A 26,976-nucleotide genomic window follows, 5' to 3' on the forward strand; every position below is an offset into this window, starting at 1 on the left:
CTGTGGCTTGTCGCGCAGTTCCCCGCGCCCCTTTGGGGCGCCCCCCTGGGTGTCGTCCTGCCCGGTCATCGGTTGCGGGAGCGGCGGGATTGCCAGGTGGCGGCCAGGGCCAGGGCGGCGATGGCGGCGGCTGCGGCGATCAGGCCGAGGGAGGGGCCGTTGTGGGAGGAGTGCGGGGTGGCGGAGATCTCGTCGCCGCAGCCGGCCGCGGGGTAGCCGGTGATGGCGCAGACGATGCCCGCCGAGTTGTAGCGCAGGGGTTTGGCCACCGCGGCCAGGGCGTCGGCCGAGGAGGCGGACGGGGGGAGTTGGGCGCACGCGGTGCGGGGGGCGGGCGGGGTGGCCGAGGAGTCGGGGGCGTCGGCGGGCGTGCCCGGGTCGATGAGGAGGGCGACGCGCTTGCGGCCGGGGGCCGCGGGCACGTTGGCGCAGATGGCCGCGAAGTCCGCGCTGCCGCGGGGCTGCGCGGCGGTGGCCGCCGCGTCCTCGCTGACCGCGAAGCGCCAGCCCTCGACGGTGCCGTCGGCGGGCGTGTGCATCGCGGGGCCGGTCTGGGCGTACGTCCAAGTGGCCCCGGAGCGCAGCCAGTAGGACCAGTAGCGGTAGCCGGCGGCGTGTGCGGGGGCGGCGAGGGCGAGCAGCAGCAGGACCGCGGCGGCGGCCGGGAGCGCGGCCAGGCGGCGGCCGCGCATCAGCTACGCCGTCGCTTGCGGGCGCTGATCAGCAGGCCGGCGCCGATACCGGCCACCAGGGCGACGCCGACGACTGTCCAGACGGTGGCGGCGGAGGACGAGTCGTCCTTCTTGTCGGCCTCGGGCATGGCGCCGGTGGGGCGCTTGGTGGGGGCCGGGCCGAGGGCGATGAGCTGCTGGAGGGGTGCGGTGCCGGTGGCGGAGCGGTCGGCGCCCGACAGGACGAGCTGGGCCAGTGCGGCCGGGTTGCCCTTGGCCCAGGCGGCGGAGTTGGCGCCCAGCCAGGTGGCCGTGGCCTGGGTGTCGGCGGTGCGGCCGAGCCCGTTGAGTGCGATGACGGCGTCCGCTGTGGTGCCGTAGTCAGGGGTGGGGGTGTCGGCGCCCGGGGTGGTGGCGGTGAGGTGGCCGCCGCCGGCGTGGAGGCGGCCGAGCAGCCAGTCGGCGGCCGCGGAGGCGGCGGCGTTGGGGTCGAGCTTGGCGTAGGCCTGCGGATTGCCGTCGCAGTCCGCGGACTTGGGCGGGGCGGCGGGGGTGGAGGGGCTGGCGTAGGCGTAGCCGGCGAGGTGGCCTTCCACCAGGCCGTGGACGGCGTCGGCGGTGGCCTTCGCGTTGGGCGTGAGCTTGCCGTCGGTGCCGGGGTAGCCGAAGGCGCCGCGGTCCGCGGGTGCGGCGTCGCAGCCGAACTGGAAGCCGAGCAGCGCGTCGTAGGGCGACGCGCCCTTCGCGTTGGGCTTCAGGCTCGCGTCGCGGCCCAGCGCGCCGATCACGACGGCGGTGGAGTCGGGGTCGGAGGGGCCGCCCGGGTTGTACGACCAGCCGCCGTCGGCGTTCTGCACGGAGCCCAGCCAGGCCAGGGCGCGGTCCACGGCGGCACCGGACTGCGAACTCTGCACGATACGCAGGGCCTGCACGGCGATGCCGGTGGCGTTGGTGTCCTCGGTCTTCGGGTCGCAGGCCTTGGCGGTGTCCTTGCGGTACGAGGGCCAGCCGCCGTCGGCGCACTGCTGGGCCAGCAGCCACGCGGTGGCGGCGCCGCTCGCGAAGTAGCCGGACCGGGCCACGGCTATCTCGGCGTACGACTGCCGCCACACCCCGTCGTAGGTGGGGTCCGCCGCGCCGTACAGGTCGCCGCGGGCCGCCGCCGTGCCGGTGGCCGGCGGCGCGGTGGTGTCCGCGAGAGCGGCCGGTGCCGCGAGGGCGGTGAGCGTCGTGGCGGCGGCCACCAGTACGGCGGCGCGGCGGCGCAAGGGCATGAGGTCGAGGCCTTTCCTGGTCCGGGGGAGCCCTCACCCTAACGTGCGGCGGCCGGCCTCCCGGGGTGACCTCCGGCACCCCGCGGCCGCCGCCCGGTGCTACGAGGAACACGGCCTAGGGAGCCGCGGCTCCGTGTTTGATCGCCTGGAGGAAGCGGGCCAGGGCCGAGGGTGTGGTGGAGAGCACGACGCCCGGCTCGTCGCTCTCGCGTATCAGCACCGCACCCTGGGCCGTGACGGCCAGCTCCACGCAGTCGCCCTGCTCCTGCGAATACGTGGACTTCTGCCAGATCACTGTCGGCGCGGTCATCGGCTGGGCCTTCCGGTCTCAGAGGTCTCGGGAGGCGCTGAGGATGAAGTCCCGCGACCGGGACTCGTCGAGCGCGACCGCGGCGAGGGTGTTGTACAGGGTGCGGTAGTTGGCCAGTTGGGAGGCCGCGTGCAGGAAGGTGACGCCGTGGGCGGAGTCGATCTGCACGGTGTCGAGGGCGCGGACGGCGCCGCTGGTGTAGAGCATCGCGTGGCCCGAGCCGATGTGGCCGTCCGCGGCGAAGGGGATCACCCGGACCCTTATGTGCGGCAGGTGGCTCAGCTCCATGAGGTGTTCGAGCTGGGCGCGGGCGACCTTGCCGCCGCCGAACCGCATCCGCAGCGCCGCCTCGTGGATGACCGCGTCGTAGGGCGGGGCCGAGTCGCGGTAGAGGACGTTGGAGCGCTCCATGCGCTGCGCGACCCGGGCCTCCAACTCGCCCTGCGGCAGCGGCGGGATGGCGTAGCCGAAGACGGTGCGGGTGTAGTCCTCGGTCTGGAACACCCCGGGGATGTGGGTGATCTGGATGGTGCGCAGTGCGGTGGCGTGGAATTCCAGCTCCGCGATGTCCAGCAGCGCGGCCGGCACGACTCCGCGGTAGGCCTCCCACCAGCCTTTGCGGCCGAGGCCGTTGGCCATCACCACGAGGGCGTCGATGAGTTCGGTGTCACCGCATTCGTAGAACGACGCGAGCCGCCGCAGCCGCTCTTCGCTGACCCCGAGCCGCCCGGCCTCGATGTGGCTGACCTTGGCCGGGTCGGTGCCGAGCAGACGGGCCGTGTCGCGAGCGGTGATGCCGGCTGCCTCGCGCATTTTCCGTAGCTCCGCACCGAGGCGCTCCTGACGGGCGGTTGCGGTGCTTCTGAGCGGCATGGTGTCCCTTCTTGATGCTGGTTCGAGTGTGCCGTTTCCGCTCACCTCGGGTCCAGATCGTTTCTGGAAATTTCGGCGACAAGGTTGCAGAGGGGCACTATTGCCCCATAAGGTCCAGCGGGGCGCGCGTACGTGAACAGTCAACTCCCTTGCGATGCACGGCTGTTGACAGGGGTACGCGGTTACGGCGACCGCCGGGTGCTCCCACCTGCGGCCGACGGGCCGCCGGCGCCGCACCGGGCCGTCCGCGCCGCCCGCCGGGTGTTCAGTGTGCCTGCCGCAATCGTGCGTTCTGCACGGCCATGAGGTGACAACGGTGACTTCACCGTCCACGCGCCGATATGTAAATCTTTGTCCGTCACCGCCACTGGGGGGGATCGATGGACAATCGTTACGAGATATTCTGCCTCGCGGACCGGTACTTCTACGAGAGTCTCGACCGGCTTCCGCGCGCTGAACGCGACGATTCCGGTTCGCCTTCGGCCCCGCACCCGGCCCCGCGCGTCGAGGACTTCGGGACCGCCCGGCGCGACGTGCCGGACGGCTGGCGCACGGTACGGGTCGGCGACTGGCTGCACCTCGACCCGACGTCGGCGCAGGGGGCCGAGGACCGCCCGCTGCAAGGGTGGAAGGTGCACGCGTCCGCCGGCCTGGGCAATGCCGACGCCGTGGCCGCGAAGGTCTGGGACCACTGCGTGCCGCGCCGCATTCCGTTTAAATTCGTGCCGAGCCCGCAACTGCTCCACCTGCGGAACTCGAAATACGCCGGCCGCGACACCAGCGGGAAATTCGTCACGATCTATCCGCGCGACGAGACGCAACTGCGGGCGGTACTCGAAGAACTCGGAGAACTCCTCGACGGCGAACCCGGCCCGTATATCCTCACCGATCTGCGCTGGCGTGAAGGACCGCTCTACGTGCGCTACGGCGCATTCGCGAAGCGCTTCTGCGTGGGCGACCACGGCACCCTGGTCTCGGCGATCGAGGACGCACAGGGGCGGCTGGTTCCCGACAGCCGCGCCCCCGCCTTCCACGTACCCGAGTGGGTGACACTGCCCGACTTCCTGCACCCGCATTTGCAGGCGCGCAACAGCACGACCGTCGGCGAACTGCCCTACCGCATCGAGAAGGCGCTGCACTTCTCCAACGGCGGCGGCGTCTACGCCGGCACCGACACCCGCAGCGGCGAGAAGGTCGTCCTCAAGGAAGGCCGCCCGCACGCCGGGCTCGCCTCCGACGGCGCCGACGCCGTCACCCGCCTGGAACGCGAACGGGACGCGCTGCAGCGGCTGTCAGGGCTCGGCGTCGCCCCCGAGGTACGCGACTGGTTCACCCTCGGCGACCACCGCTTCCTGGTCATGGAGTTCCTCGACGGCAAACCGCTCAACACCTTCTTCGGCCACCGCCACCCGCTGCTCACCCCCGAGCCCGACCCCGCGGAGGTCGCCGCCTACACGCGGTGGGCGCTGCGCGTGCACGCCGGCGTCGAGGAGGCCGTCGCCGCCGTCCACTCCCGCGGAGTCGTCTTCAACGACCTGCACATGTACAACATCATGGTCGGCGAGGACGGCGAGTCCGTCCGCCTGCTGGACTTCGAGGCCGCCGCGGCCGACACCGACAACGTCCGCCAGTCGGTCGCCCACCCCGGCTTCATGGCACCGCCCGACCGCCGCGGCACCGCCGTCGACCACTACGCCCTGGCCTGCCTGCGGCTGGCCCTCTTCCTGCCGGTCACCACGCTGCTCGCGGTCGACCGCCACAAGGCCGCGCACCTCGCCGAGGTCATCGCCGGGCAGTTCCCGGTGCCGCGCGCCTTCCTGGACGAGGCGGTCGCCGAGATCACCCGAGGCCTGCCCGCGGCCCCCGGGGCGCGTACGACGGCTGCCGCCGTCCCCCAGGCCGCCGTCCCCCAGGCCGCCGTCCCCGCGGCGTCCTACCTGCCCGCCGCCACCACCGACTGGCCCGCCGCCCGCGACGCCATGGCGGAGGCGATCCTCGCCTCCGCCACGCCCGACCGCGACGACCGGCTCTTCCCCGGCGACATCGCCCAGTTCTCCGACGGCGGCGGCCTCGGCCTCGCACACGGCGCCGCCGGCGTCCTGCTCGCCCTCGCCGAAGCCGGCCTGCCCCGCTACGACGACGGCGAGAAGTGGCTGCTGGCCCGCGCCGCCGCACCGCCCAGCGGCACCCCGCTCGGCCTCTACGACGGCATCGCCGGCACCGCGTACGCCCTCGACCGCCTCGGCCACACCGAACGCGCCCTGGAACTCGCCCGCCTGCTGCTCGCCGAGAAGTGGCAGCAGTCGTCCTCCGACCTGTCGGGCGGCCTCGCAGGCATCGGCCTGGTCCTAGACCACCTCGCCCGCACCACCGGCGAAAGCGCCCTGCAGGAACGGGCGTTGGAAGCCGCCGGGATCGTCGCGGCACGGCTCGCCGCCGCCGGCACCTCGCGCGCCGGGCTCATGCGCGGCGCCACCGGTGCGGCCCTGCTCTTCGTACGCCTCTACGAGCGCATCGGCGCCCCCGCACTCCTCGGCCACGCGGCCCGCGCCCTGCAACTCGACCTCGACCGCTGCGTGCTGACCGCCGCCGGCGGGCTCGACGTCGACGAGGGGTGGCGCACCATGCCCTACCTCGGCGACGGCAGTGCCGGCATCGGAATGGTCCTGGACGACTTCCTGCCGCTCGCCTGGGACGCGGGCGACCTCGACCCGGCCGTCGCCGCCCGCTTCGAGCAGGCCCGCGCCGGCATCGTCCGCGCGGCGACCCTGCGGCTGTACGCCCAGCCCGGGCTGCTCGCCGGCCGGGCCGGCACCATCGCGCACCTGGCCCGCACCAGCACGCCCGGGGTGCCCGCGGGCGCGCTCGCCGCGCAGATCGACGCGCTCGGCTGGTACGGCATGCCCTACCGCGGCGGGCTCGCCTTCCCCGGCAACCAGATGATGCGGCTGTCGATGGACCTCGGCACCGGCACCGCAGGGTGCCTGCTCGCCCTGAGCGCCGCGCACCGCGGCACCGCCGCCGGGCTGCCCTTCCTGCCGCCGCTCACCGGCGGCTCCTGAACCGGCTCCGGCCGCCCCGGCCGGAGCCGTGCACCACCTGGTGTTACTCCCATCGAAAGGACACTGCCATGGCACTTCTCGACCTGCAGAACATGGAGACGGAGAACGGACACAGCGGGGGCGCCCCCGCCAGTTCGCTCAGCCTCATCGGCTGCATCAGCTCCGTGAGCTTCCTCGTCTGCCTGTAGCGGACAAGCCCCGGGCGGCCCGGCTCCCTGCGGACCGCCCGGGGCACCCCTGCGCTGCGCGTGCGTCCCGAGCCGACCGCCACCTGCGGTGGTGCGTCGGCTCTCTGCCGGTGGGGGCCGAGCGCTCCGTTCGCCCCCGGAGCTCCGCCTGGGAGGCACCCCCGCGGCGCACCCGGCGGGGTGGCCCCTGACGGCCGCTGCCGGCACAGGCGGCATGCAGGGCTGCGGACATGCTTCATCGGCGTGCGTCCCTCGGGGGCGCCGGAGACGGAGGGAAGGGGCGGGATGGGGGTTGTCGGAGAGGCCGGGCGGCGGGACGCCGGGCGGTACGCGGGCGTCACCGCGCTCGGCCTCGTCTCCGCCGCGCTCGCACTGGCCCTGCCGTACGCACTCGGGCACACGCTCGACCAGCTGCTGCGGGGTGCCGCAGCCGGGTGGTGGATCGCCGGATGCGGCGCGCTCGTCGCCGCGCAGACCGCCGCCGCGGCAGGGGAGGACCTGCTCGCAGGACTTGCCACCGCACGGGCCGCCGCCACGGTACGGCGGCGCACCGTACGGCACATGCTCGCCGCGGGTCCGCCCGCCGCGGGCCAAGGGACCGGCGACCTCGTCACCCGCGTCGTCGGCAATGCCGCGGACGCCGCGGTGACCCCGGCTGCCGCCGCCGCACTGCCCGCCGCCCTCGCCGCACCGGTCGGCGGCATCGTCGCGCTCGGCCTCACCGACATCTGGCTCGCCGCCGCCTTCCTCGCCGGGGCGCCGCTGCTGACGCTGCTCGTGCAGCGCTTCGCCCGCGCCTCGTCCGACTGCGTCACCGCCTACCAGAACGCCCAGGGCCGCATCGCCACCCTGCTGGTCGAGGCGCTCGGCGGGGCGCGCACCATCGCCGCCGCCGGGAGCGAGCAGCGCGAGACCGCCAGGATCCTCGGGCCGCTGCCCGAACTCGGCTCCCACGGACGCCGGATGTGGCGCGTCCAGGGCCGCGCCACCGCCCAGGCCGCCGTGCTCGTCCCGCTGCTCCAGCTCACCGTCCTCGCCGTCGGCGGCATCCGGCTGTCCGCCGGCGCACTGTCCGTCGGCGACCTGCTCGCCGCGAGCCGCTACGTCCTGCTGGCCACCGGAATCGGTGTCGTCGTCGGCCAGTTGGGTGCCGTCGTCAAAGGCAGGGCCGCAGCCGCGAGGGTCGACGAGGTGCTGGCCGTGCCCGTACCCGCCTACGGGGAGCGGCAGTTGCCCGAAGACGGTGCGGGCACCCTGGAGTTGCGGGGGGTCACCGCCGTCCGCGGCGCCGAGACCGTACTCGACGGGCTCGACCTGACCGTGCCCGGCGGCAGCTGCGTCGCCGTCGTCGGACGCTCAGGCGCCGGCAAGTCCGTCCTGGCCGCACTCGCCGGCCGGCTCGCCGACCCCGACGCCGGCACCGTCCTGCTCGACGGCTGCCCGCTTCCCGAACTCACCGCCACCGGGCTGCGCGACGCCGTCGGCTACGCCTTCGAACGCCCCGCCCTGCTCGGCGACACCGTCGCCGACACCATCGCCTTCGGGCCGCGCCCGCTGCCCCCCGACCACGTCACACGCGGCGCCCTGGCCGCCGAAGCCGACGCCTTCGTCCGCCTGCTCCCCGACGGCTACGCCACCGCCCGCAACCAGGCGCCCTTCTCCGGCGGCGAGGTCCAACGCCTCGGCCTGGCACGTGCCTTCGCCCACCCCACCCGCCTCCTCGTCCTGGACGACGCCACCTCCAGCCTCGACACGGTCACCGAATCCCGCGTGGCCCAAGCCCTCTTCCACCCCCCCACCCCCCGCACCCGCCTCCTGACCACCCACCGCCCCGCCACCGCCGCCCGCGCCGACCTCGTGGCCTGGCTGGATTCCGGCCGCATCCGCGCCCTGGCCCCCCACGAGACCCTCTGGGCGATCCCCGAATACCGCGAGCTGTTCGGGGGTGGGGACGGTGGGTGAGATACGGGCCGGGCAGTGCGTGCGCCTCCCCGCCGCCTGGGTTGCGGGCGGGGTCTGCGTGCTGGCTCCGCAGGTGGGGCTGCGGGCTGCGCCCGCGTGCCGGGTGTGGTGGGCGACGGTGCGTGGGATGTGGGTCAGGGGGTGGGTACGGGGCGCCGCCGGTGGGGTCCGCGTGCGGGCGCGGCGAGAGGCGGCTCGGGGCCGCCGCGCCGTCGCTGCTTGGGTCGGACGGGCTGAGCCCGGCTGCCGGGCGCTGTTCGGGGGTGGGGACGGTGGGTGAGATACGGGGGCGGGACTGTGTGCGGGGGCGCGGCGGTGCGCTTGTGGGGCTGCTCGGGTGGTCCGTGCTTGAAGCAGGGCAGACGTTCCTCTTCGGCTACGCCCTCGCCCACGCCCTGGACCAGGGCTTCCTGCGCGGGCGGCAGGGCACCGGCCTGTGGTGGCTGGCGCTCGCCGCGGCTGCCGTGCCCGTCGGGGCGTACGGCACCGCGCGGGTCTTCGGTGCGGTCGCCGCACTGGTCGAACCCGTGCGGGACCGGCTGGTACGGCACGTCGTCCGCGGCGGCCTCGCCACCGCGGTGCGGGCCGCGGCCCGCGGCGGCGGCCGGCCCGCCGACTCGGCAGTGGTCTCCCGGCTCACCCACCAGGTCGAGATCGCCAGGGACTCACTCGGCGGCATCGTCATGGTGCTGCGGTCCTTCGCGTTCACCGCGGCCGGCGTCGTGGCCGGCATGATCGCGCTCGCGCCGGTGCTGCTCCTGGTGGTGCTGCCGCCGCTCGTCGCGGGCACCGCACTCTTCACACTGGCCCTGCGCCCGCTGGCCAGGCGGCAACGCGACTTCCTCGCCGCGGACGAGGCCGTCGCCGAGGAGTGCGGCGCCCTCGCGGGCGGGCTGCGCGACATCACCGCGTGCGGTGCGCAGCGGCCGATGGCCGAGCGGGCCGACCGCCGCATCGCGGACGCCCAGCGGGCGTCCCGCGCCCTCGCCACGTGGGGCGTGACCCGCACCCTCGCGCTGGCCGTCGCCGGCCAACTCCCCCTGGTCCTGCTGCTGACGGCGTCCCCCTGGCTGCTGTCCACCCACCGCCTCACCCCGGGCGCCCTCCTCGGCGCCCTCGCCTACCTGACCCAGTCCCTCCAACCCGCCCTGCAGTCCCTCCTCCACACCCTCACCACCTCCGGCACCCGCCTGACGGTCGTCCTGACCCGCTTGACCTCCCCGCCGCCGGGGGCCGCTACGGGGAGCGGGTCGGACGCGCCTGCGGGTGGGGGGAGGGGGGCCAGTGCGCCGGCGTGGCGCGCCTTCGGCGGCGGTTCGGGTGAGTCCCCGGCGGCGGGGAAGGCGCCCGTTCCCCGGGCGGGAGTTGCCGCTGGGGGCGGGCCGGGGGAGTCCGCGGCAGCGGCGAAGGTGCTCGCCCCCCGGGGCGGGTCGGGTGAGTCCTCACCGGCGGGGGAGCCGCCCGCTCCCCACCCGCGGCCGGGTGGGGCGAAGAGCGGGGCCGGGGGCGCCGTCGAGTTGCGGGGGGTCACGTTCGCGTACGGCGTCGGGGCAGAACCCGTGCTGCGGGGGCTGGATCTCGTCGTCGCGCCCGGCGAGCATCTGGCCGTGGTCGGGCCGAGCGGGGTCGGGAAGTCCACGCTCGGGGGGCTGGTCGCCGGGCTGCTCGTCGCGGACGCGGGGGTCGTGCGGCGGGGCGGGGCGGTGGCGCTCGTGCCGCAGGAGGCGTACGTCTTCCGCGGCACTGTCGGGGAGAACGTCGGCTACCTGCGCGAGCACACCACGCCCGCCCTGGTCTGGGCCGCCGCTGCGGCCGTGGGGGCGGGCGGGCTGGTCGACGCGCTGGGCGGGCCGGACGCGCAGGTCGACCCGGGCGCGCTGTCCCAGGGCGAGCGCCAGCTGCTCGCCCTGGCCCGCACCTACCTCGCCCCCGCCGCGGTCGTCGTGCTGGACGAGGCGACCTGCCACCTCGACCCGGCGGCCGAGGCGTCCGCGGAACGCGCCTTCGCCGACCGCCCGGCGACCACCCTGATCGTCATCGCCCACCGGATCAGCTCCGCGCGCCGCGCGGACCGCACCCTCGTCCTGGACGGCGCCGACACCATGTGCGGCCCGCACGCGGAACTGCTCGTGGGCTCCCCGCTCTACCGCGACCTGGCCGCCGCGTGGACGGCCGTGTCATGACACGTCACAGCCAGCCCGCGAAGCGGGAGATGCGTATGGCGTCCACCCGGTTGCGCGCCCCGGTCTTGCGGGTGATCGCGGCCAGGTAGTTGCGCACGGTGCCGTTGCACAGGTGCAGGCTGCGGGCGATCTCCGCCACCGACGCCCCCTCCGCGCTGAGCGAGAGCACGCTCAACTCCCGCGGTGTCAGTGGCATGTCGGCCGCCTGCAGGAACTCCACCGCGAGGGACTCGTCGACGAACCGTTTCCCCTGCGCCACCTGGCGCACCGCGGCGGGCAGCCGGTCCGCCGAGCGGTCCTTGTTCACGAAGCCCAACGCGTCGGCCGTGTACGCCCGGCGCAGGTTCCCCGGCTTGCCGCCGTTGGTCAGCACGATCAGCGCGCTGTCCTCCGCGGCCGAGCGGGCGGCGCCGGACGACAGGGCCGCGGCCTCGTCGGTGTGCCGGCGCCAGCCGGGACAGTCCGCGTCGACCACGCACACCTGCGGCCCGCGCAACCGCCCGTTCTCGCTCAGCCCGTGCCACCCGGTGTCGCTCACCTCGAAGTCCGGTTCCCTGACCAATAACGCCGCGAGAGCGGATCGCAGCAGGCTCGTGTCATGCGCCACCAGCACGCGTATCACGTCGGCTTTCCCCTTGTGTTGTCGCACCGTTCCCCGTTGGAGCACCGTTCGGGTCCCCTCCGGTTCTACCCCGGCAGGCCGCGGCACAGGATCCCGATTCCGGTCATCAGGGCGCAGTGGAGAGCGGTCCGTTGCGCTCGGGGGGCGCGCGCAGCCGCGCGGAACACGCCGTGGGCTACCGCTGCTTCACACCCCCGGGCGCCCCACCAGCCTGCGCAGCCGCTCCTGTGTCGGCGAACCGGGCTCGGGGAAGTGCACCACCACACTGCGGCCCGGATCGTCCTCGACCGCCAACCGCACGTACGACAGGTCGAGTTGCCCGACCACCGGGTGGTGGAAGCGGCGCACCGAGGAGCGGAAGACCTGCACGTCGTGCGCCGCCCACAGCTCACGGAAGAGCGGACTGGCCCCGAGCAGCGCGTCGATCAGCTCGGCGAACCGCGGGTTGTCCATCTCGTACGCCGCCTGCCCGCGCAGCATCGCGGTCAGCCAGCGCACCTCGCCGTCCCAGTCGTCGAACAGCCCGCGCAGGCCCGGCTCGGTGAACATCAGCCACAGCACGTTGAGTTCGGACTGCGGCCGGTCGACGTCCAGCCGCCCCGCGACCAGCGCCTGCTCCGCGTCGTTCCACGCCAGTACGTCGAAGCAGCGGTCGATGACGAAGGCCGGGTTCGGCGACTGGGCGTCGAGGAAGGCGCGTACCGCGGGGCTCATCGGGGAGGCGGCGGCCGTGCGCACCGCCGGCGGCGGCTCCGCCCCCGCCAGCCGGAAGAGGTGGTCGCGCTCGACGGCGTCCAGCGACAGCGCCCGGGCCAGCGCCAGCAGGATCTGCGGCGACACGTTGATGTCCCGGCCCTGCTCCAGCCACGTGTACCAGGTCAGGCTGACGCCCGACAGCAGCGACACCTCCTCCCTGCGCAGCCCCGGCGTCCGCCGCCGGCCGCCCGCGGGCAGCCCGGCCGCCACCGCGGACGGTTCGCTGCGCTCGCGCCGTGAGCGCAGGAAAGCGCCGAGTTCCTTGCGGCTGTGCTCGCTCAGGGTGGGCCTCCCGCTGCCGGATGCTGGTGTCGCCACCACCAGTAAAACCGGCACTCTTCACGGCGGCCACGGCCGCACCGAGGGTGGAAGGGAGATCACTTTCCTGCGAAAGGCAGTTCCGTGTCGCACTCTTCCACCCCGTCCGCCCCCGCCAGGTCCGTGCTCGTCACCGGGGCCACCGGCGGCCTCGGAGCCGCCGTGACCCGCCGGCTCGCCGCCGAGGGCTGGACGGTCCACGCGGCGGTACGCACCCAGGCCGGCGCCCGGCAGCTCGCCGAACTGCCCGGCGACATCCGCCCCGTCACCCTCGACGTCACCGACGAGGCGAGCGTCGCCGCCGCGGCCGAGCAGGTCGGCGGCCCGCTCGACGGCCTGGTCAACAGCGCCGGCCTGATCGTCCAGGGCTTCTGGGAGCAGGTGCCCGCGGTGGCGCTGCGCCGGCAGTTCGACGTCAACGTCCTCGGCCTCATGGCGGTGACCCGGGCGTTCCTGCCCGCGCTGCGCGCCGGCGGCGGGCGGGTCGTCAACATCGGCGCCCTCAGCTCACTCGTCGCCCTGCCCTTCTTCGGCCCCATCGCCGCGTCCAAGGCGGCACTCGCCTCGATGACGGACTCCCTGCGGATCGAGCTGCGGCACCAGGGGGTGAAGGTCGCGCTCGTCGAGCCGGGCGCGATGCGGACGGAGATCTTCGCGCGGGCCGTCGCGTCGGCCCGCGCGGACGGGGTGGCCGGGGGGCCGGAGGTCGAGCGGCACTATGCGCGTGCCGCGGCCGCTGCGGGGGAGTCGGTGGCGGCCACCAAACTCCATCCGGTGGACGCCGCGGTCGGTGCCGTGCACCACGCACTTACCGCGCGGCGGCCGCGCACCCGGTATCTCGTCGGGCCTGACGCCAGGACCGTCCGGGTCGCCCGCCGCCTCCCGACCGCGGTCCGCGACCGCGCCCTCCTCTCCGCCCTCCACGTGACGCCGGCGTCCTTCAACCCCTGACCGTCACCCTCCGGGTGGGTACCGAGGCAGGTGGGTGCCCCTTGCAGCGGGCGGTTGGCTTCCCCGCCGCGGTGGCTGGTCGCGCCGTTCCCCGCGCCCCTTGATGTCCTGCCCCTTGCGGTGTGCGGTCGCCTTGCCCCCGGTGGTGGGTTGCGCGCGCCGTTCCCCGCGCCCCTGATGGTTGCCCTCTGCGCGCAGAGTCGGCGCTTTCAGGCGCCGCCGTCTGCCTGGGAGGGTGAGCGTTTTTCAGGGGCGCGGGGAACTGCGCGCCCCGCCCGAACGGGCGGAAAGAAAGCAACGCCACAGCAAGTGGCAATCACCTGAGGCACCCCCACCGGGGGAAAGGCGTACCGCCACAGGAAGTGGCACCCACCCAGGCCCCCGCCAGGGGGAAGGGTGCCCTCCTACCCGGGGAGGCCCGGGGGGATGAGGCGGCAGGCGGTGCGGAGGTCTTCGCGGACCTGGTCGACCGGGGAACGGTCAGCGAGCCAGCTGACCAGCGTGGCATGCCACGTGTGCTCGACGACGCGTATCGCCGACAGCAGATCGGGGGACGGCTCGGCGCCGAGCCGCATGGCGTCGAGAATGATCGCCCGCGTGAGCACCGACACCGTGTCGACCTCCGCACGGACCGACCGGTCCGCGAAGATCACCGCCCGGACCATCGCGTCAGCGAGCAGCGGCTCGCGCTGCAGCGCGCGAAAAGCCCTGAGCAGCGTCTCCGCCACCCGCTCACCCGGGCTGGAAGCCGTGAGCGGCCGGTCCCTGAGCGTGTCGTGCAGCTGCCCGAGCTGGTCCTGCATGACGGCGACGAGCAGGTGGATCTTGGAGGGGAAGTAGCGGTAGAGCGTGCCGAGGGCGACGCCCGACTCCTCGGCGACCTCCCGCATCTGGACCGCGTCGAAGCCGCCGCCCGCGGCGAGCCGGGTGCTCGCGTCCAGGATGCGCCGCCGCCTGGCTTCCTGCCGTACGGTCAAAGCGGTGATGCGGCTCATACGTACATCCATCCGTCCCACGTGAGGACCCCGTCGGCTTGCCCGCGGACCCGCCGTCTGTACCATCGAGTCTGAAACTTGTTCTAGATTAGCGCGACCGGTTACGCTCCGGCTCTATCGCTGAGAAGGGGGCCGGGAGTGACGGCAGAGGCCAGGCCGCTACGGGTCGCGCTGCTCAGCTACAAGGGCAATCCCTACTGCGGTGGCCAGGGCGTCTACGTCCGGCACCTGTCGCGTGAGCTGGCCGCGCTGGGCCACAGCGTCGAGGTCATCGGCGCGCAGCCGTACCCCGTGCTGGACGCCCTGGGTGACGGCGTCACCCTCACGGAGCTGCCCAGCCTGGACCTGTACCGGCAGCCGGACCCGTTCCGTACGCCGAAGCGCGAGGAGTACCGGGACTGGATCGACCTCCTGGAGGTCGCGACCATGTGGACCGGCGGCTTCCCCGAGCCGCTGACGTTCAGCCTGCGGGCCAGGCGGCATCTGGCGGGCCGGCGTGCCGACTTCGACGTCGTGCACGACAACCAGACGCTCGGCTACGGCCTGCTCGGCCTCCCGCTGCCGCTGGTCACCACCGTGCACCATCCGATCACCGTGGACCGCCGGCTGGACCTGGCCGCCGCACCGGACTGGAAGCGGCGGGCGTCGATACGGCGCTGGTACGGCTTCACGCGCATGCAGAAGCGGGTGGCCGGGCGGCTGCCGTCGGTGCTCACGGTGTCGGGTTCCTCCAGCGCGGAGATCACCGCCGACCTGGGCGTACGGCCCGAGCGCATCCACACGGTGCCGATCGGCGCCGACACCCGGCTCTTCTCGCCCGACCCCGCGGTCGCGGAGGTCCCCGGGCGGATCGTGACCACGTCCAGCGCGGACGTGCCGCTCAAGGGCCTGGTCTTCCTGGTCGAGGCGCTCGCCAAGGTCCGGGTGCAGCACCCGGACGCGCATCTGGTCGTCGTCGGCAACCGCCCGCAGAGCGGTCCGGTCGCCGAGGCGATCGAGGCCTTCGGACTTGAGGGCGCGGTCGACTTCGTGAAGGGCATCAGTGACGAGGAACTGGTGGATCTGATCCGCAGCGCCGAGGTCGCGTGCGTGCCGTCGCTCTACGAGGGCTTCTCGCTGCCCGCGGCCGAGGCGATGGCCACGGGGACGGCGCTCGTCGCCACCACGGGCGGCGCCGTGCCGGAGGTCGCAGGACCCGACGGCGAGACCTGCCTCGCCGTCCCCCCGGGCGACGCCGGCGCCCTCGCCGCGGCCCTCGACCTGGCCCTCGGTGACCCTGTGCTCCGCCGCCGCCTCGCGTCCGCGGGCCGCGCCCGCGTCCTCGCCCACTTCACCTGGACCCGCGCCGCCGCGGCCACCGCGGAGCACTACCGCGAAGCCATCGCGCGCCAGGCCCCGCCCCGGGGCGCCCCCCGGACAGCCCGCCCTGCCGCGGGGGGCACCCCCCAGGGGCACGGGGCTGCATCTGATCTGCGGCTGCCGCCGCGTGGGCGCGGTAGCCAGACGGCGGGGCCGAGCACACAGGGGCGCGGGGCACTGCGCGCCCAGCCCACCACCGGGGCGCGGGTCGTCACCGACCCGGAGGGGCAGTTGCTGTCGCATCCGGACCACCGGCCGTCAGTGGCTGGTCGCGCAGTTCCCCGCGCCCCTGATATGCCACCGCCCGAGCGCAACAGCACCCCCGCAGGGGATGTGCTCGCGCCCGAGCGCAACAGCACCCCGCCAGGGGAAGTGCTCGCGCCCGAGCGCAACGGCGCCCCGGCAGGGGAAACCGCGCAGACCGCAGACGCACCCGGGGCACCCGGACAGGCAGCCGGGGCACCCGGACAGGCAACCGGAGCAGCCGGAAAGGCACCCGGGGGAGTGGGGAGCAGGACATGCTGACCGTCGACTTCACGCGCTTCCCGGTCGCCGCGGGCGACACCGTTCTGGACCTGGGCTGCGGCGGCGGCCGCCACGCGTTCGAGTGCTACCGGCGCGGCGCCCGCGTCACCGCCCTGGACCGCAACGGCGACGAGATCCGCGAGGTCGCGAAGTGGTTCGCGGCGATGAAGGAGGCCGGCGAGGCCCCCGCGGGTGCGTCGGCGACGGCGATGGAGGGCGACGCCCTCCATCTGCCCTTCGCGGACGACAGTTTCGACGTCGTCATCATCTCCGAGGTGATGGAGCACATCCCCGACGACAAGGGCGTGCTCGCCGAGATGGTGCGGGTGCTGCGGCCGGGCGGCCGGATCGCGGTGACCGTGCCGCGCTACGGCCCGGAGAAGGTGTGCTGGGCGCTGTCGGACGCCTACCACGAGGTCGAGGGCGGCCACATCCGCATCTACAAGGCCGACGAACTCCTCGGCCGGATGCGGGAGGCGGGCCTGCGCCCGTACGGCACGCACCACGCGCACGGGCTGCACGCGCCGTACTGGTGGATCAAGTGCGCGGTCGGCGTGGACAACGACAAGGCGCTGCCGGTGAAGCTTTACCACAAGCTCCTGGTGTGGGACATCATGAAGAAGCCGCTGGCCACGAAGGTGGCAGAACAGGCGCTGAACCCGCTGATCGGCAAGAGCTTCGTGGCGTACGCGACCAAGCCGCACCTGCCGGTGGACGCCGTGGACGCCGTGGACGCGGCCACGTGACCCGGGCCGGGCGCAGGCAGCGCAGGACCGAGCGGCTGGCGCTGCCGGGGGTGCTGACCGCGGGGCAGGCGGCGCGGACGGTGGACGCGGTGCTGGCCGTGCAGCGCCCGGACGGGGCGATCCCGTGGTTCACCGGGCACCACCTGGACCCGTGGGACCACATCGAGGCGGCTATGGCGCTGGACGCGGCGGGCGAGCACGACGCCGCCGAGGCCGCGTACGACTGGCTGGTGCGCCACCAGGACGCGGACGGCGGCTGGTTCGCCGCCTACCAGGACGGCGACGCGGCGCGGCCCGCCGACCGCTCGCGGGAGTCGAACTTCTGCGCGTATCTGGCCGTCGGCGCCTGGCACCACTACCTGTCGACCGGCGACGACCCCTTCATCGAGCGCATCTGGCCGGCCGTCGCCGCAGCCGTCGGCTTCGTGCTGGCGCTGCAGCAACCGGGCGGGCAGATCGGCTGGAAGCGGGAGGCGGCCGAGGACGGCGGCGGCATCGTCACCGACGCGCTGCTGACCGGGAGTTCGTCGGTGCACCAGGCCCTGCGCTGCGCGCTGGCGATCGCCGAGCACCGCGAGGAGCCGCAGCCGGACTGGGAGTTGGCGACGGGCGCGCTCGGCCATGCGATCCGCCGGCACCCCGAGCGCTTCCTCGACAAGAGCCGCTACTCGATGGACTGGTACTACCCGGTGCTGTCCGGCGCCCTGCGCGGCCCGCGCGCGCTGGCGCGGATCGAGGAGGGCTGGTCGCGTTTCGTGGTGCCGGGCCTGGGCGTGCGCTGCGTGCTGCCGAACCCGTGGGTGACCGGCGGCGAGTCCGCCGAACTGGCCCTGGCCCTGTGGGCGGTGGGGGAGTCGGACCGAGCGGTGCGCATCCTCGCCGACATGCAGCACCTGCGGGCGGACGACGGCCTGTACTGGACCGGCTACGTCTTCGAGGACGACGCGGTGTGGCCCGCCGAGCGCACCACCTGGACTGCGGGTGCGCTGCTGTTGGCGGTGGCCGCACTCGGGGGGGACGAGGCGACCACCGCCGTCTTCGGGGCGGAGCGGCTGCCGAACGGCCTTGCGCCCGGCTGCTGTCCGCCCCGGCTGTGAGGGATCACCGGGCGGTCAGGCCCGGTTGACCCGGCCGGCGATCGCGTGGGCGATCAGCATGTAGACCACCGCGGGCAGACCGTAGTTGAGCACGGTGCGCCACTTGGCGTTGTCCGGTGTGAACAGGTCCTTCGACCATCCCGCGAGCCAGTCGGCCGCGTGGTGCACCCAGTCGACCAGGTCGTTCGCCCGGTTGGCGTCGAAGACGAAGAACAGGATCCACAGGACGAGGATCAGTGCAGCGATGTCTGCGGCGATGAGGATGATCGCCGCGGCGGGGTTGCCGCCATACCGTCTGGCCATGACGGCCGCCTTGCCCCGATCGGGTGGTCGAAACCCGTTCGGTCGCGCACCGGTCGCGCAGGTGTGCGGGCCGGGTGATGCTGCGAGGACATATGACGCATCCCTCGCACGACGCCCACCGGAGGTCCTCCGTGCCGACCGGCATTCCGCTGCGCAGAACCCTGGCCGCGCTGCTGCTCGCCGTCGCCCTGCTGGCCCTGCCGGCGTGCGGCGGCTCGTCCTCGCGCGGCGGTACGACCGCCGCCGTCAACATCACCGCGTCGCCCACCGCGTCGCAGCAGAAGCTCGCCAAGACCCGCTTCGTGGCCAACGCCGGGCTCGCCGCGGGAGCCGCATACCAGTGGATCATCAAGCCCTACCGCAAGGGCTCGTTCAAGAAGGGCGCCAAGGGCCGCACGGTGTCGCTGATCAAGGCGGGCCTGGCCGGCACCTTCGCGTACAACAGGCTCAAGGCCGCGTCCAAGAACGCCAAGGGCGACCCGACGCTGAGCAAGTACATGGCGCCGGTCACCGCGGGCATCGACGCGCTCAAGGACCTGCCCAAGAAACTGCGCAAGGGCGACGGCAGCGCCGTCAACAGCTACGACGACGTCATCAACAAGGTCAAGGAGGCCGGCAAGAACGCCGGCGCCGACGTCAAGGACCAGGTCCCCTCGCTCGACCAGCTCAAGAGCGGCTGAACTCCCGTACGCAGCACGGCGGCCGGCCATCCCGTGACGGGAGGGCCGGCCGCCGTGGCCGTGGAGATACGGTTCAGCCGCGCTGGATGCCGCTGCTGTCCTGCAGCACACCGCGGCGGCCGTCCTGGGTCTGCGCGATCAGCGCGGCACCGCGCTGGTCGACGGCCAGGTACCAGGTGCCCGGGGTCAGTTCCGCGATCTGCGCACCGGAGTTGTCCTCCGCGAACAGCGGGCGCGGCACCGGCACCGCGAACCAGAACGCGGTGAAGTCCGAGGCGGGCGCCGCCGCCGCGGGCTGCGGCTGCGGCGCCGCGGCCTGCGCACCGTACGGCTGCTGGCCGAAGGCCGGGTCGACGGACTGCGCGCCGCCCGGGTAGCCGTAACCGGCCTGCTGCGGTGCGGCACCGTAGGGGGCCGCACCGCCCACCGCGTACGGCTGCTGCTGGCCGGCCGGCGAAGGGGCGCCCATCAGCGGGGCCTTGAGCGCCGGCAGCCGGCTGGACAGCGGCGCGACGATCGCGATGGCCAGACCGAACAGCAGCGTCAGCCAGTTGCCCGAGCCCTTGTCGAGGCCGTCGGGGTTGTGGAAGAGCGTCGCCCACACCGCGGACCAGCCGACGTAGATCGACAGCGACACGGCCCACTGCTCCAGCGACAGCCCGAGCACCTGCTTGCCGGTGAACTGCGGGGAGCGGGCCATGAGTACGGCGCCTGCTGCCACGAGCGCAGCGAGCGTCACCGACGGCAGAGTCGGGAACCAGTCCGAGTGCCACAGGTTCCGGGACTCGGACCCCACGCTGTAGAACGGCAGGAAAGAGGCGATCAGGAGCAGCACCGCTGCTCCGATCACCGCGCCGTCTCCTCGGGTCAGGGAGCGGATGTTCACGTCAGGTCCTGTCCTTTGTCAGTTCTGTCAGTTCTCTTGGGTCACTCGGGGCGGTGCCCCATGGTACGAGGATGATCTTGGCCGGGTGGCCGGGTATGGGCATTGGTGCACGATCCATACCGGACTGCTACAGCCCCGTCACCTCTTCCCTTCCAGGAAGGCGGTGATTCCGTCGGCGATACCCCGCGCAGCCTGCTGCCGCCAGGCGGCGTTCGTCAACGCGGCGGCGTCGTGCGCGTTGCGCATGTTGCCGCACTCGATGAAGACCTTCGGCACCCTGGTCAGGTTGAGCCCGCCGAGGTCGTCGCGGATCGTCAGACCCTTCCCGCCCAGGTAGTTGGCCACCGGCTCGCCGGTGGCGGCGTTGAAGTGCGAGCGCAGGGTCGTCGCGAGCAGCAGCGAGGGGCCGGCGACGGCGCGGGTGTCCGCCGCGCCCTTGTGCACCGACTTGGGCGCGATCACATGGAAGCCGAACTTGTCCGCGGGCGCGCCGTCCGCGTGGATCGACAGCGCCGCGTCCGCGTGCGCCTCATTGCCGATCCTGGCCCGCTCGTCCACGCACGGCCCCCACGCCCGGTCGCCGTCGTAGGTCAGCACGACCTTCGCGCCGCGCGCCTGCAGCAGCGCCCGCACCCGGTGGGACACGTCCAGCGTGTACGTCGCCTCCGGGTAGCCGGCGTCGGTCGCGGTGCCGGTGGTGTCGCACGCCTTGCGGTTGGTGCCGATGTCGACCAGCTTGTCGATCTCCGCGGTGTGCTTGGCATTGCCCAGGTTGTGCCCCGGGTCGATGACGACCGTCCTGCCCGCCAGTTCCTTGGCGCGCGTCGGGGCCGGTACCGGTGACGTGGCGCCGGGCGTACCGCTCGCGTCACCCTGCGCCACCGGCGAGCCGCCGGCGGCGGGCGTCGCGGACGGCGTACCGGCGGGGCCGAGGCCGGCCGCGGGGCCGGAGTCGGAGCCGCGGTGTGCGTCGTACACGAACCAGCCCGCGACCACTGCCGCGGCCACCACCACCGCGGTGACGACCAGCGACCGGCCCCGAGCGCCCCCGTGTGACTCGTTGCTGAACACGCCCGCGACTCTATCGGCCCTTCTCGCCGCCCCGCACGGCCCCCGGTGAACAGGGCCGCGCACCGGACCGGCCTACTACCGTACGGTGCCGCCGGTCACGCAGCGCAACACCCGCAGCGATCGCGTCACCGACTCCTCGACGAAACCGCCGGACTTCAGCGCCCGCCGGTAGATGCGGTACGGCGCCTGCCCGCCGTCGGCCGGGTCGGGGAAGACGTCGTGGATCGCCAGCACCCCGCCCGGCGCGACCCGCGGCGCCCACCCCTCGTAGTCGGCCACCGCGTGCTCGTCGGTGTGCCCGCCGTCGATGAAGACCAGGCTGAACGGCTGCGTCCACAGCGCCGCCACCTGCGGCGACCGCCCCACGACCGCCACCACGTGCTCTTCAAGACCGGCCGCGTGCAGGGTGCGGCGGAAGTGCGGCACCGTGTCGATCAGCCCGGTCTCCGGGTCCACGAGCGCCGGGTCGTGATACTCCCACCCGGGCTGCTGCTCCTCGCTCCCGCGGTGGTGGTCCACGGTCACCACGACCGTCCCCGCCCGCCTGGCCGCATCCGCCAGCAGAATGGTCGACCGCCCGCAGTACGTCCCGACCTCCAGCACCGGCAGCCCGCTGCCCCCGGCCGCATCCACCGCCGCCCGATGGAGCGCCATGCCCTCATCCACGGGCATGAACCCCTTGGCGGCTTCGAACGCCGCGAACACGTCAGTCATCCGGGCATCCTACGAACCTGCCGGCCCGGCGGGCCGCGCCGGGTCTCGGCCTCCGGCCGTGGGCCGCAGGGACGGGGACGGAGGGACGGGGCCGCAGGTCGTAGGGCGAAATCCCGATGCCGCGCGGGCGGGCGCAGGAGCAGAGTGGGGGCCGTGAGTGACATCCTCGGACAGCGCAGCCCCGCCGGACCCGCCAGGAACCTGACCCGCCGCCCCAAGCGGGCGGCACCCGCGTGGGCGGTGCTGCTCGCGGTGTGCGCCGGGCAGTTCCTCGTCGTGCTCGACGTGTCGGTGGTCAACGTCGCGCTGCCGTCGATGCGCACCGCCCTCGGCTTCGGCGAGACCGGCCAGCAGTGGGTCGTCAACGGTTACGCGCTCGCCTTCGCCGGTTTCCTGCTGCTCGGCGGGCGGGCCGCCGACCTTTTCGGGCGCAAGGCGACCTTCCTGACCGGCCTCGGCCTCTTCACCGCCGCGAGCCTGGCCGGCGGGCTCGCCCAGAGCCCGTGGATGCTGATCACCGCCCGGGCGATCCAGGGCCTGGGCTCCGCGGTGCTCGCCCCGACGACGCTGTCCATCCTCACCACCTCCTTCCCCGAAGGCCCCGAGCGGACCCGGGCCATCGGCACCTGGACCGCGGTCGGCGCGGGCGGCGGCGCGGCGGGCGGCCTGGTCGGCGGGCTGCTCACCGACCTGCTGTCCTGGCGCTGGGTGCTGCTGGTCAACGTGCCGATCGGCGCCCTGGTCCTGGTCGGCGCGGCCCTGTGGCTCACCGAGAGCCGCGGCGCCGCCGCCCGCCGCCTCGACGTCCCCGGGGCGCTGCTGGTCACCGGCGGCGTGACAGCACTCGCGTACGGCATCGCCGAGACCGAGTCGCACGGCTGGACCTCGCCGGTCTCGCTCGGCCCGCTGCTGGGCGGCCTCGCGGTCCTCGCGCTGTTCACGCTGGTGGAGGCGCGCACCGCCCATCCCCTGATCCCCTTGCGGCTGTTCACCATCCGCTCGGTGGCCTCGGCCAACACCGTTCTCTTCACGGCGGGCGCCGCGACCTTCTCCGTCTGGTACTTCCTGTCGCTCTACATGCAGCAGGTGCTGCACTACAGCCCGATCCGCGCGGGCCTGTCCTTCCTGCCGCACACGGTCGCGATCATCATCGGCTCCAAGCTCGCCCCGCGGCTCATGGGCCGTATCGACGCCCGGGTGATCGCCGCGGTGGGCGGGGCCGTCGCGGTCGCCGGGGTGGTGTGGCAGAGCCGGATCACCGCGGACGGCACCTTCCTCGGCGTCATCCTGGGCCCGGGAATCCTGACCATGCTGGGCGCGGGCCTGCTGCTCACCCCGGTCGCCGCGATCGCCATGTCCGGTGTCGGGCGCGGCGACCAGGGCCTGGTCTCCGGCCTGCTCAACACCTCACGCCAGCTGGGCGGCGCCCTGGGCCTGACCGTCCTGGCGACGGCGGCCGCGTCTCGTATCGCCTCGCGCGCGTCGGGCGGTGCGAGCCCCGGGCAGGCGCTGTCCGACGGCTACGGCCTCGCCTTCCTCATCGGTGCGGCTTTCCTGGCGGTCGGTACGTGCCTGATCGTGCTGCTGCCCAAGCCTGACCCGCGGCCCGCTCCGTAACACCCGCTGTCTGAGCAGCCGCCCGGGTCAGAGCCAGCCGTTCTGCCGGGCGGTGCGCAGCGCCTCCATGCGGTTGCGGGTGCCGGTCTTGCCGATCGCCGCCGACAGGTAGTTGCGTACCGTCGACTCCGACAGGAACAGCCGCCCGGCGATGTCCGCGACGGTCGCGCCGTCCGCGGCGGCGTTGAGCACGTCCTGCTCGCGCTGGGTCAGCGGGCTCGGCCCCGCGCTGAGCGCCGCCGCGGCAAGGGCCGGGTCGATCACCCGCTCCCCGCCCAGCACCCGCCGGATCGCCCCGGCCAGCTCCTCCACCGGGCCGTCCTTGACCAGGAAGCCGGCCGCGCCCGCCTCCATCGCCCGGCGCAGATACCCCGGCCGCCCGAACGTCGTCAGGATCAGCACCCGGCACTCGGGCAGCCGCTCACGCAGCTCCGCCGCCGCGTCAAGACCGCTGCGCCCGGGCAGTTCGATGTCGAGCAGCGCCACGTCCGGCCGTACGGCCAGCGCCTCGTCGACGATCCGGTCGCCCGCCGCGACCTGGGCGACGACCTCCATGTCGTCCTCCAGGTCGAGCAGCAGCGCCAGCGCCCCCCGCATCATGCCCTGGTCCTCGGCGAGCAGGACCCGTACGGGCTTGTCCTCATCCCTCACCCGCTCAGCGTAACCAGCCAGGTGGCGCCGCCCCGCCGCCGCGGCCGTACGGGAACGCGGCTGTACCGGACCACCCCCGCCCGGGGGAAGGCGATGTCACAGGACGGGCGGCTGCCCCGTCCTCCGGACATGAACGCTGCAAGCCGCCGAGTCCTGCTGCTCCTGCTGGCCGCCGCCGGTGCGTACGTCGGTGTGTGGGCGTACTTCGCCACCGGCTCCTGGTACCGGTCATTCCCCGGCTTCGGCCTGCACTGGCTGCCGGTGCTCGGGCCGTACAACGAGCACCTGTCCAAGGACGTCGGGGCGCTGTACATGGCGCTGGCCGTGCTCAGCCTGGGCGCCGCGCGGCGGCCGGACAACGGGCAGGTCGTCGCGCTGACCGTCCTGACGTGGCTGGTCTTCAGCGTGCCGCACTTCGTCTACCACATGCAGCACCTGGACATGTACAACGGCCGCGACCAGGTGCTCAACGTGATCTCGCTGGGCGCCTTCGTCCTGGCCGGTGCGGCCCTGCTGCTCCCGGCCCGCGGCGGCCCTGACCCGCGCGTGTCCGGGACGGCGGGCCGGGGCGGCGGTGGGAGACTGGGCCGGTGAGCGACCAGACCGCGTTGGCCGAGGCGTTCACCAGGGCGCGACCGCGGCTGATCCGTATGGCGTACGGCCTGCTCGGCAGCCACAGCGAGGCCGAGGACGTCGTCGCCGAGTGCTGGCTGCGGCTGGCCGCCGCCGACGCTGCCGAGCCGGTGCGCGATGTCGAAGGCTGGGCCGTCGTCGCCGTGGCCCGCGGCGCCCTCGACACCCTGCGCTCGGCGCGCGTACGGCGCGAGACGTACGTCGGCGAGTGGCTGCCGGAACCCCTCGTACCCGGCATAGGCGGCGCGCCCGACCCCGCCGACCAGGTGACGCTCGACGAGTCCATCAGCTTCGCGCTCATGGTGGTGCTGGAGACGCTGAGCCCGGCCGAGCGCACCGCGTGGGTGCTGCACGACGTGTTCGGCATCGGCTTCACCGAGGTCGGCCAGGTCGTCGGCCGCAGCAGTGCGGCCGTACGCCAGCTCGCCGCCCGCGCCCGCCGCCACCTCGGCGAGCGCACCCCGCGGATCGACGTGGCCTCCGCCGAGCACGACGCGGTCGTGGACGCCTTCAGCCGCGCCACCGCGGAAGGCGACCTCAAGGGGCTCATGGCGATCCTCGACCCGGCCGCCCAGCTCACCAGCGACGGCGGCGGCCAGGTCAGCGCCGCACGCAGGCCCGTCGTCGGCGCCGACCGGATCGCCCGCTACATGCTTGGCGTCTCCGGCCGGGTGCCGCCCGGCGGCCGGGTCGTCCCGATCGCCGTCAACGCCGCCACCGGCCTTGCCGTCCTCGACGCGGACGGCGGCTTCACCGCCGTCATCTCGCTGACCACCCGGGGCGCCCGCATCTTCCGGGTGGACATCGTCCTGGCACCGGAGAAACTCCCGGAGGTGTCACATCCGCCGGGGCTGCGCCGTCCTCACGGTGACCATCCGAGGTGACCATCCCAGATGAAGGGGACGAGGACATGCGCATCGCAGTCGCAGGAGGCACCGGCTGGACCGGGAAACTGGTCGTGGCGGCGCTCCGGGAGGCCGGGCACCAGCCCCAGGTGATCGCGCGCTCCACGGGCGTGGACCTCACCACCGGGCGCGGCCTCGACCAGGCCCTCGACGGCGTCGAGCGCGTCATCGACACCAGCAACATCACCAGCCTCAGCCGCGCGAAGGCCGTGGCCTTCTTCGACACGGCCTCGACGCATCTGCTGCGCGCCGAGCAGGCCGCAGGCGTCACCCACCACGTGGTGCTGTCCATCGTGGGCGTCGACCGCGTCGACTACGGCTACTACGCGGGCAAGCTCGCGCAGGAGTCCGCGGCCGAGGCGTCCGGCATCCCCTACACCGTGCTGCGGGCCACGCAGTTCCACGAGTTCGCCGCGCAGATGCTGGAACGGGGCGGCCCGTTCGCCGTCGCCCCCCGGATGCGCTGCCAGCCGGTCGCGGCCCGGGAAGTCGCCCAGGCCCTGGTCGACCTGGCCCTCGGCGCCCCCCAGGGCATGGCCCCGGAACTGGCAGGACCCGAGGAGCGCGACATGGTCCAGATGGTCCGCCAGCTCCACCGCGCCCGCGGCGGGCGCCGCCCCGTCCTCCCGCTGAAGATGCCCGGCAAGGCGGGCAGGGCCATGGTCGGCGGGGCGCTGCTGCCGACCGGCCCCGGGCCGCGCGGCAAGATCACCTACGACGAGTGGGTCGCCGCCAACGCGTGACGGCCGAGGCCTCGGGCCTCGGACCTGAGGACCCAGTCCCCGTGCCGTGCCTGCCGCCTGTGCCTGCGTCGTCCGGCCTCAGAAGTCCCACTCCCAGGAGTGGCGGCCCACATGCCCCGAGAACAGCGAGCACGCCCCCGTGTCGTCCGGCCCGTGCGCCGGGCAGTCCGCCAGCACCGCAACGGACGCGGGGGTGCCGTCGCCCCAGCGCATCCACACCGCCCCTGCGGCGGCCCCTTCGAGGTGGTCGTAGACCAGGCCGAAGTGGCCGCCGGGGTGGCCGAACTCCAGGAAGCACAGCACCTTGTGGGCGACCAGGTCGGGGGCGGCGCCCCCGCCGAGGGCCAGCACCCGGGTCGCCAGGTTCAGCCCGAGCCGGTCGTCGGCGGTGCAGTAGTCCGCCCGGTCCGACACCAAGGCCCCCAGGTGCGCCCAGATCAGCTTCCCGGGCGCCCCCTCCCGGGTCCGCACCCCCCACATGTGCCGGGTGACCGCGTCCACCAGCTGCAGCCCCCGCCCGCCGGTGTCGTCCGGCAGCGGCGCCCGCAGCGCGGGCATGCGGTACGGGTCCCCGTCGTGCACCTCGATCCGTACCCCCGCAGAACGGGGCAGCGGGATGCACCGCGTCTCGATCTCCCCGCCCACGGCACGCGAATGCTGCACGGCGTTCGTCACCAACTCCCCGACGACCAGGGCCGCGTCGTCCGCGAGCGCCGACATCCCCCAGGCGGCGACCGCCTCCCGCACACTGAGCCGCGCCCGCCCCACCGACGCGGCCGTCCGCGGCCACACCCCCACGACCGCCGCGGGCGCTGCGACCACGGCCGCCGCCGCGGTTCCTGCTGTTGCCATTGGGCTTGCCTTTCCCTGTGTTTCACCCC

26 protein-coding genes are annotated in these 26,976 nt (G+C 74.0%); 13 read left to right on the top strand and 13 right to left on the bottom strand.

All coding sequences use genetic code 11. From position 1 onward, the window contains the following. Positions 1-65 precede the first annotated feature (65 nt). The 4 genes from JT723_RS02535 to JT723_RS02550 form a co-directional block, all read right to left on the bottom strand. Positions 66-692, bottom strand: coding sequence for an SCO2322 family protein (locus JT723_RS02535; protein WP_205042641.1), 627 nt, complete (start codon positions 690-692; stop codon positions 66-68). Beyond that, positions 692-1,945 (bottom strand): SCO2321 family membrane protein, encoded by a 1,254-nt coding sequence (locus JT723_RS02540; RefSeq protein WP_205042642.1) that lies wholly within the window; start codon positions 1,943-1,945, stop codon positions 692-694. The genes JT723_RS02535 and JT723_RS02540 overlap by 1 nt, the downstream gene beginning before the upstream one ends. Before the next feature lie 115 nt (positions 1,946-2,060). Further along, entirely contained in the window at positions 2,061-2,255 is a 195-nt protein-coding gene (locus JT723_RS02545) for a DUF397 domain-containing protein (protein WP_205042643.1), read from the bottom strand. Between the two features lie 18 nt (positions 2,256-2,273). After that, positions 2,274-3,128, bottom strand: coding sequence for a helix-turn-helix domain-containing protein (locus JT723_RS02550; protein ID WP_205042644.1), 855 nt, complete (start codon positions 3,126-3,128; stop codon positions 2,274-2,276). A gap of 380 nt (positions 3,129-3,508) precedes the next feature. Between JT723_RS02550 and lanKC the strand changes: the two genes are divergently transcribed. The 4 genes from lanKC to JT723_RS02570 all read left to right on the top strand — a co-directional run bounded on the left by lanKC (position 3,509) and on the right by JT723_RS02570 (position 10,523). Continuing rightward, entirely contained in the window at positions 3,509-6,190 is a 2,682-nt protein-coding gene (gene lanKC / locus JT723_RS02555; protein WP_205042645.1) for a class III lanthionine synthetase LanKC, read from the top strand. Between the two features lie 68 nt (positions 6,191-6,258). Continuing rightward, positions 6,259-6,378: a SapB/AmfS family lanthipeptide gene (locus JT723_RS02560; RefSeq protein WP_205042646.1), complete on the top strand. Its 120-nt coding sequence runs from the start codon at positions 6,259-6,261 to the stop codon at positions 6,376-6,378. Positions 6,379-6,663: 285 nt separating this feature from the next. Further along, positions 6,664-8,340, top strand: coding sequence for an ABC transporter ATP-binding protein (locus JT723_RS02565; RefSeq protein ID WP_205042647.1), 1,677 nt, complete (start codon positions 6,664-6,666; stop codon positions 8,338-8,340). Between the two features lie 344 nt (positions 8,341-8,684). Next, a complete protein-coding gene (locus tag JT723_RS02570; protein ID WP_251512822.1) occupies positions 8,685-10,523 on the top strand; it encodes an ATP-binding cassette domain-containing protein in 1,839 nt (612 codons plus the stop codon). A 4-nt stretch (positions 10,524-10,527) separates the two neighbouring features. On the opposite strand, the gene JT723_RS02575 is transcribed toward JT723_RS02570, so the two are convergent. Further along, positions 10,528-11,130 (bottom strand): response regulator transcription factor, encoded by a 603-nt coding sequence (locus tag JT723_RS02575; RefSeq protein ID WP_372441198.1) that lies wholly within the window; start codon positions 11,128-11,130, stop codon positions 10,528-10,530. Between the two features lie 201 nt (positions 11,131-11,331). Beyond that, positions 11,332-12,219, bottom strand: coding sequence for a helix-turn-helix transcriptional regulator (locus tag JT723_RS02580; RefSeq protein ID WP_251512824.1), 888 nt, complete (start codon positions 12,217-12,219; stop codon positions 11,332-11,334). An 84-nt stretch (positions 12,220-12,303) separates the two neighbouring features. Between JT723_RS02580 and JT723_RS02585 the strand changes: the two genes are divergently transcribed. Next, complete coding sequence (locus tag JT723_RS02585; RefSeq protein WP_205042649.1) at positions 12,304-13,170, top strand: SDR family NAD(P)-dependent oxidoreductase; 867 nt, start codon at positions 12,304-12,306, stop codon at positions 13,168-13,170. A gap of 404 nt (positions 13,171-13,574) precedes the next feature. Here JT723_RS02585 and JT723_RS02590 read toward each other — a convergent pair whose 3' ends face one another. After that, entirely contained in the window at positions 13,575-14,165 is a 591-nt protein-coding gene (locus JT723_RS02590) for a TetR family transcriptional regulator (protein ID WP_240164898.1), read from the bottom strand. A 138-nt stretch (positions 14,166-14,303) separates the two neighbouring features. Between JT723_RS02590 and JT723_RS02595 the strand changes: the two genes are divergently transcribed. From JT723_RS02595 to JT723_RS02605, 3 genes are read left to right on the top strand one after another with little or no spacing between them, the layout of a single operon-like run. Then, positions 14,304-16,049, top strand: a complete 1,746-nt coding sequence (locus JT723_RS02595; protein ID WP_205042651.1) for a glycosyltransferase family 4 protein — start codon at positions 14,304-14,306, stop codon at positions 16,047-16,049. After that, positions 16,043-16,795 (top strand): class I SAM-dependent methyltransferase, encoded by a 753-nt coding sequence (locus JT723_RS02600; RefSeq protein WP_205042652.1) that lies wholly within the window; start codon positions 16,043-16,045, stop codon positions 16,793-16,795. The genes JT723_RS02595 and JT723_RS02600 overlap by 7 nt, the downstream gene beginning before the upstream one ends. Beyond that, positions 16,792-17,892: a prenyltransferase/squalene oxidase repeat-containing protein gene (locus JT723_RS02605; RefSeq protein ID WP_205042653.1), complete on the top strand. Its 1,101-nt coding sequence runs from the start codon at positions 16,792-16,794 to the stop codon at positions 17,890-17,892. The genes JT723_RS02600 and JT723_RS02605 overlap by 4 nt, the downstream gene beginning before the upstream one ends. 15 nt (positions 17,893-17,907) lie before the next feature. Here the strand turns inward: JT723_RS02605 and JT723_RS02610 are convergent, their stop codons facing one another. Continuing rightward, positions 17,908-18,195, bottom strand: coding sequence for a hypothetical protein (locus tag JT723_RS02610; RefSeq protein WP_205042654.1), 288 nt, complete (start codon positions 18,193-18,195; stop codon positions 17,908-17,910). A gap of 131 nt (positions 18,196-18,326) precedes the next feature. Between JT723_RS02610 and JT723_RS02615 the strand changes: the two genes are divergently transcribed. Then, positions 18,327-18,875 carry a hypothetical protein gene (locus JT723_RS02615; RefSeq protein WP_205042655.1) on the top strand — a complete coding sequence of 183 codons (549 nt, stop codon included), beginning with the start codon at positions 18,327-18,329 and terminating at the stop codon, positions 18,873-18,875. Positions 18,876-18,948: 73 nt separating this feature from the next. Here JT723_RS02615 and JT723_RS02620 read toward each other — a convergent pair whose 3' ends face one another. From JT723_RS02620 to JT723_RS02630, 3 genes are all read right to left on the bottom strand, one after another. Then, a complete protein-coding gene (locus tag JT723_RS02620; protein ID WP_205042656.1) occupies positions 18,949-19,761 on the bottom strand; it encodes a hypothetical protein in 813 nt (270 codons plus the stop codon). A 138-nt stretch (positions 19,762-19,899) separates the two neighbouring features. Next, positions 19,900-20,832: an N-acetylmuramoyl-L-alanine amidase gene (locus JT723_RS02625; protein ID WP_205042657.1), complete on the bottom strand. Its 933-nt coding sequence runs from the start codon at positions 20,830-20,832 to the stop codon at positions 19,900-19,902. A gap of 75 nt (positions 20,833-20,907) precedes the next feature. Further along, positions 20,908-21,546 (bottom strand): class I SAM-dependent methyltransferase, encoded by a 639-nt coding sequence (locus tag JT723_RS02630; protein ID WP_205042658.1) that lies wholly within the window; start codon positions 21,544-21,546, stop codon positions 20,908-20,910. Between the two features lie 162 nt (positions 21,547-21,708). Here JT723_RS02630 and JT723_RS02635 point away from each other — a divergent pair, with 162 nt between their 5' ends. After that, complete coding sequence (locus JT723_RS02635) at positions 21,709-23,163, top strand: MFS transporter (protein ID WP_372441212.1); 1,455 nt, start codon at positions 21,709-21,711, stop codon at positions 23,161-23,163. Positions 23,164-23,190: 27 nt separating this feature from the next. Here the strand turns inward: JT723_RS02635 and JT723_RS02640 are convergent, their stop codons facing one another. After that, positions 23,191-23,814: a response regulator transcription factor gene (locus tag JT723_RS02640; protein WP_265934423.1), complete on the bottom strand. Its 624-nt coding sequence runs from the start codon at positions 23,812-23,814 to the stop codon at positions 23,191-23,193. A 129-nt stretch (positions 23,815-23,943) separates the two neighbouring features. Between JT723_RS02640 and JT723_RS02645 the strand changes: the two genes are divergently transcribed. The 3 genes from JT723_RS02645 to JT723_RS35690 are packed head-to-tail and all read left to right on the top strand — an operon-like array spanning position 23,944 to position 26,095. After that, a complete protein-coding gene (locus JT723_RS02645) occupies positions 23,944-24,408 on the top strand; it encodes a hypothetical protein (protein ID WP_205042660.1) in 465 nt (154 codons plus the stop codon). Beyond that, positions 24,405-25,331 (top strand): RNA polymerase sigma factor SigJ, encoded by a 927-nt coding sequence (sigJ, locus tag JT723_RS02650; protein ID WP_205042661.1) that lies wholly within the window; start codon positions 24,405-24,407, stop codon positions 25,329-25,331. Before JT723_RS02645 ends, sigJ begins: the two co-directional genes overlap by 4 nt. A 26-nt stretch (positions 25,332-25,357) precedes the next feature. Then, on the top strand, positions 25,358-26,095 hold the full coding sequence (locus JT723_RS35690) for an SDR family oxidoreductase (protein WP_205042662.1): 738 nt from the start codon (positions 25,358-25,360) through the stop codon (positions 26,093-26,095). Positions 26,096-26,173: 78 nt separating this feature from the next. On the opposite strand, the gene JT723_RS02660 is transcribed toward JT723_RS35690, so the two are convergent. Next, on the bottom strand, positions 26,174-26,947 hold the full coding sequence (locus JT723_RS02660) for an ATP-binding protein (RefSeq protein ID WP_205042663.1): 774 nt from the start codon (positions 26,945-26,947) through the stop codon (positions 26,174-26,176). Between the last annotated feature and the right edge of the window lie 29 nt (positions 26,948-26,976).

The sequence above is a fragment of the Actinacidiphila bryophytorum genome, from assembly GCF_016916835.1.
Classification (GTDB): Bacteria; Actinomycetota; Actinomycetes; order Streptomycetales; family Streptomycetaceae; genus Actinacidiphila; species Actinacidiphila bryophytorum.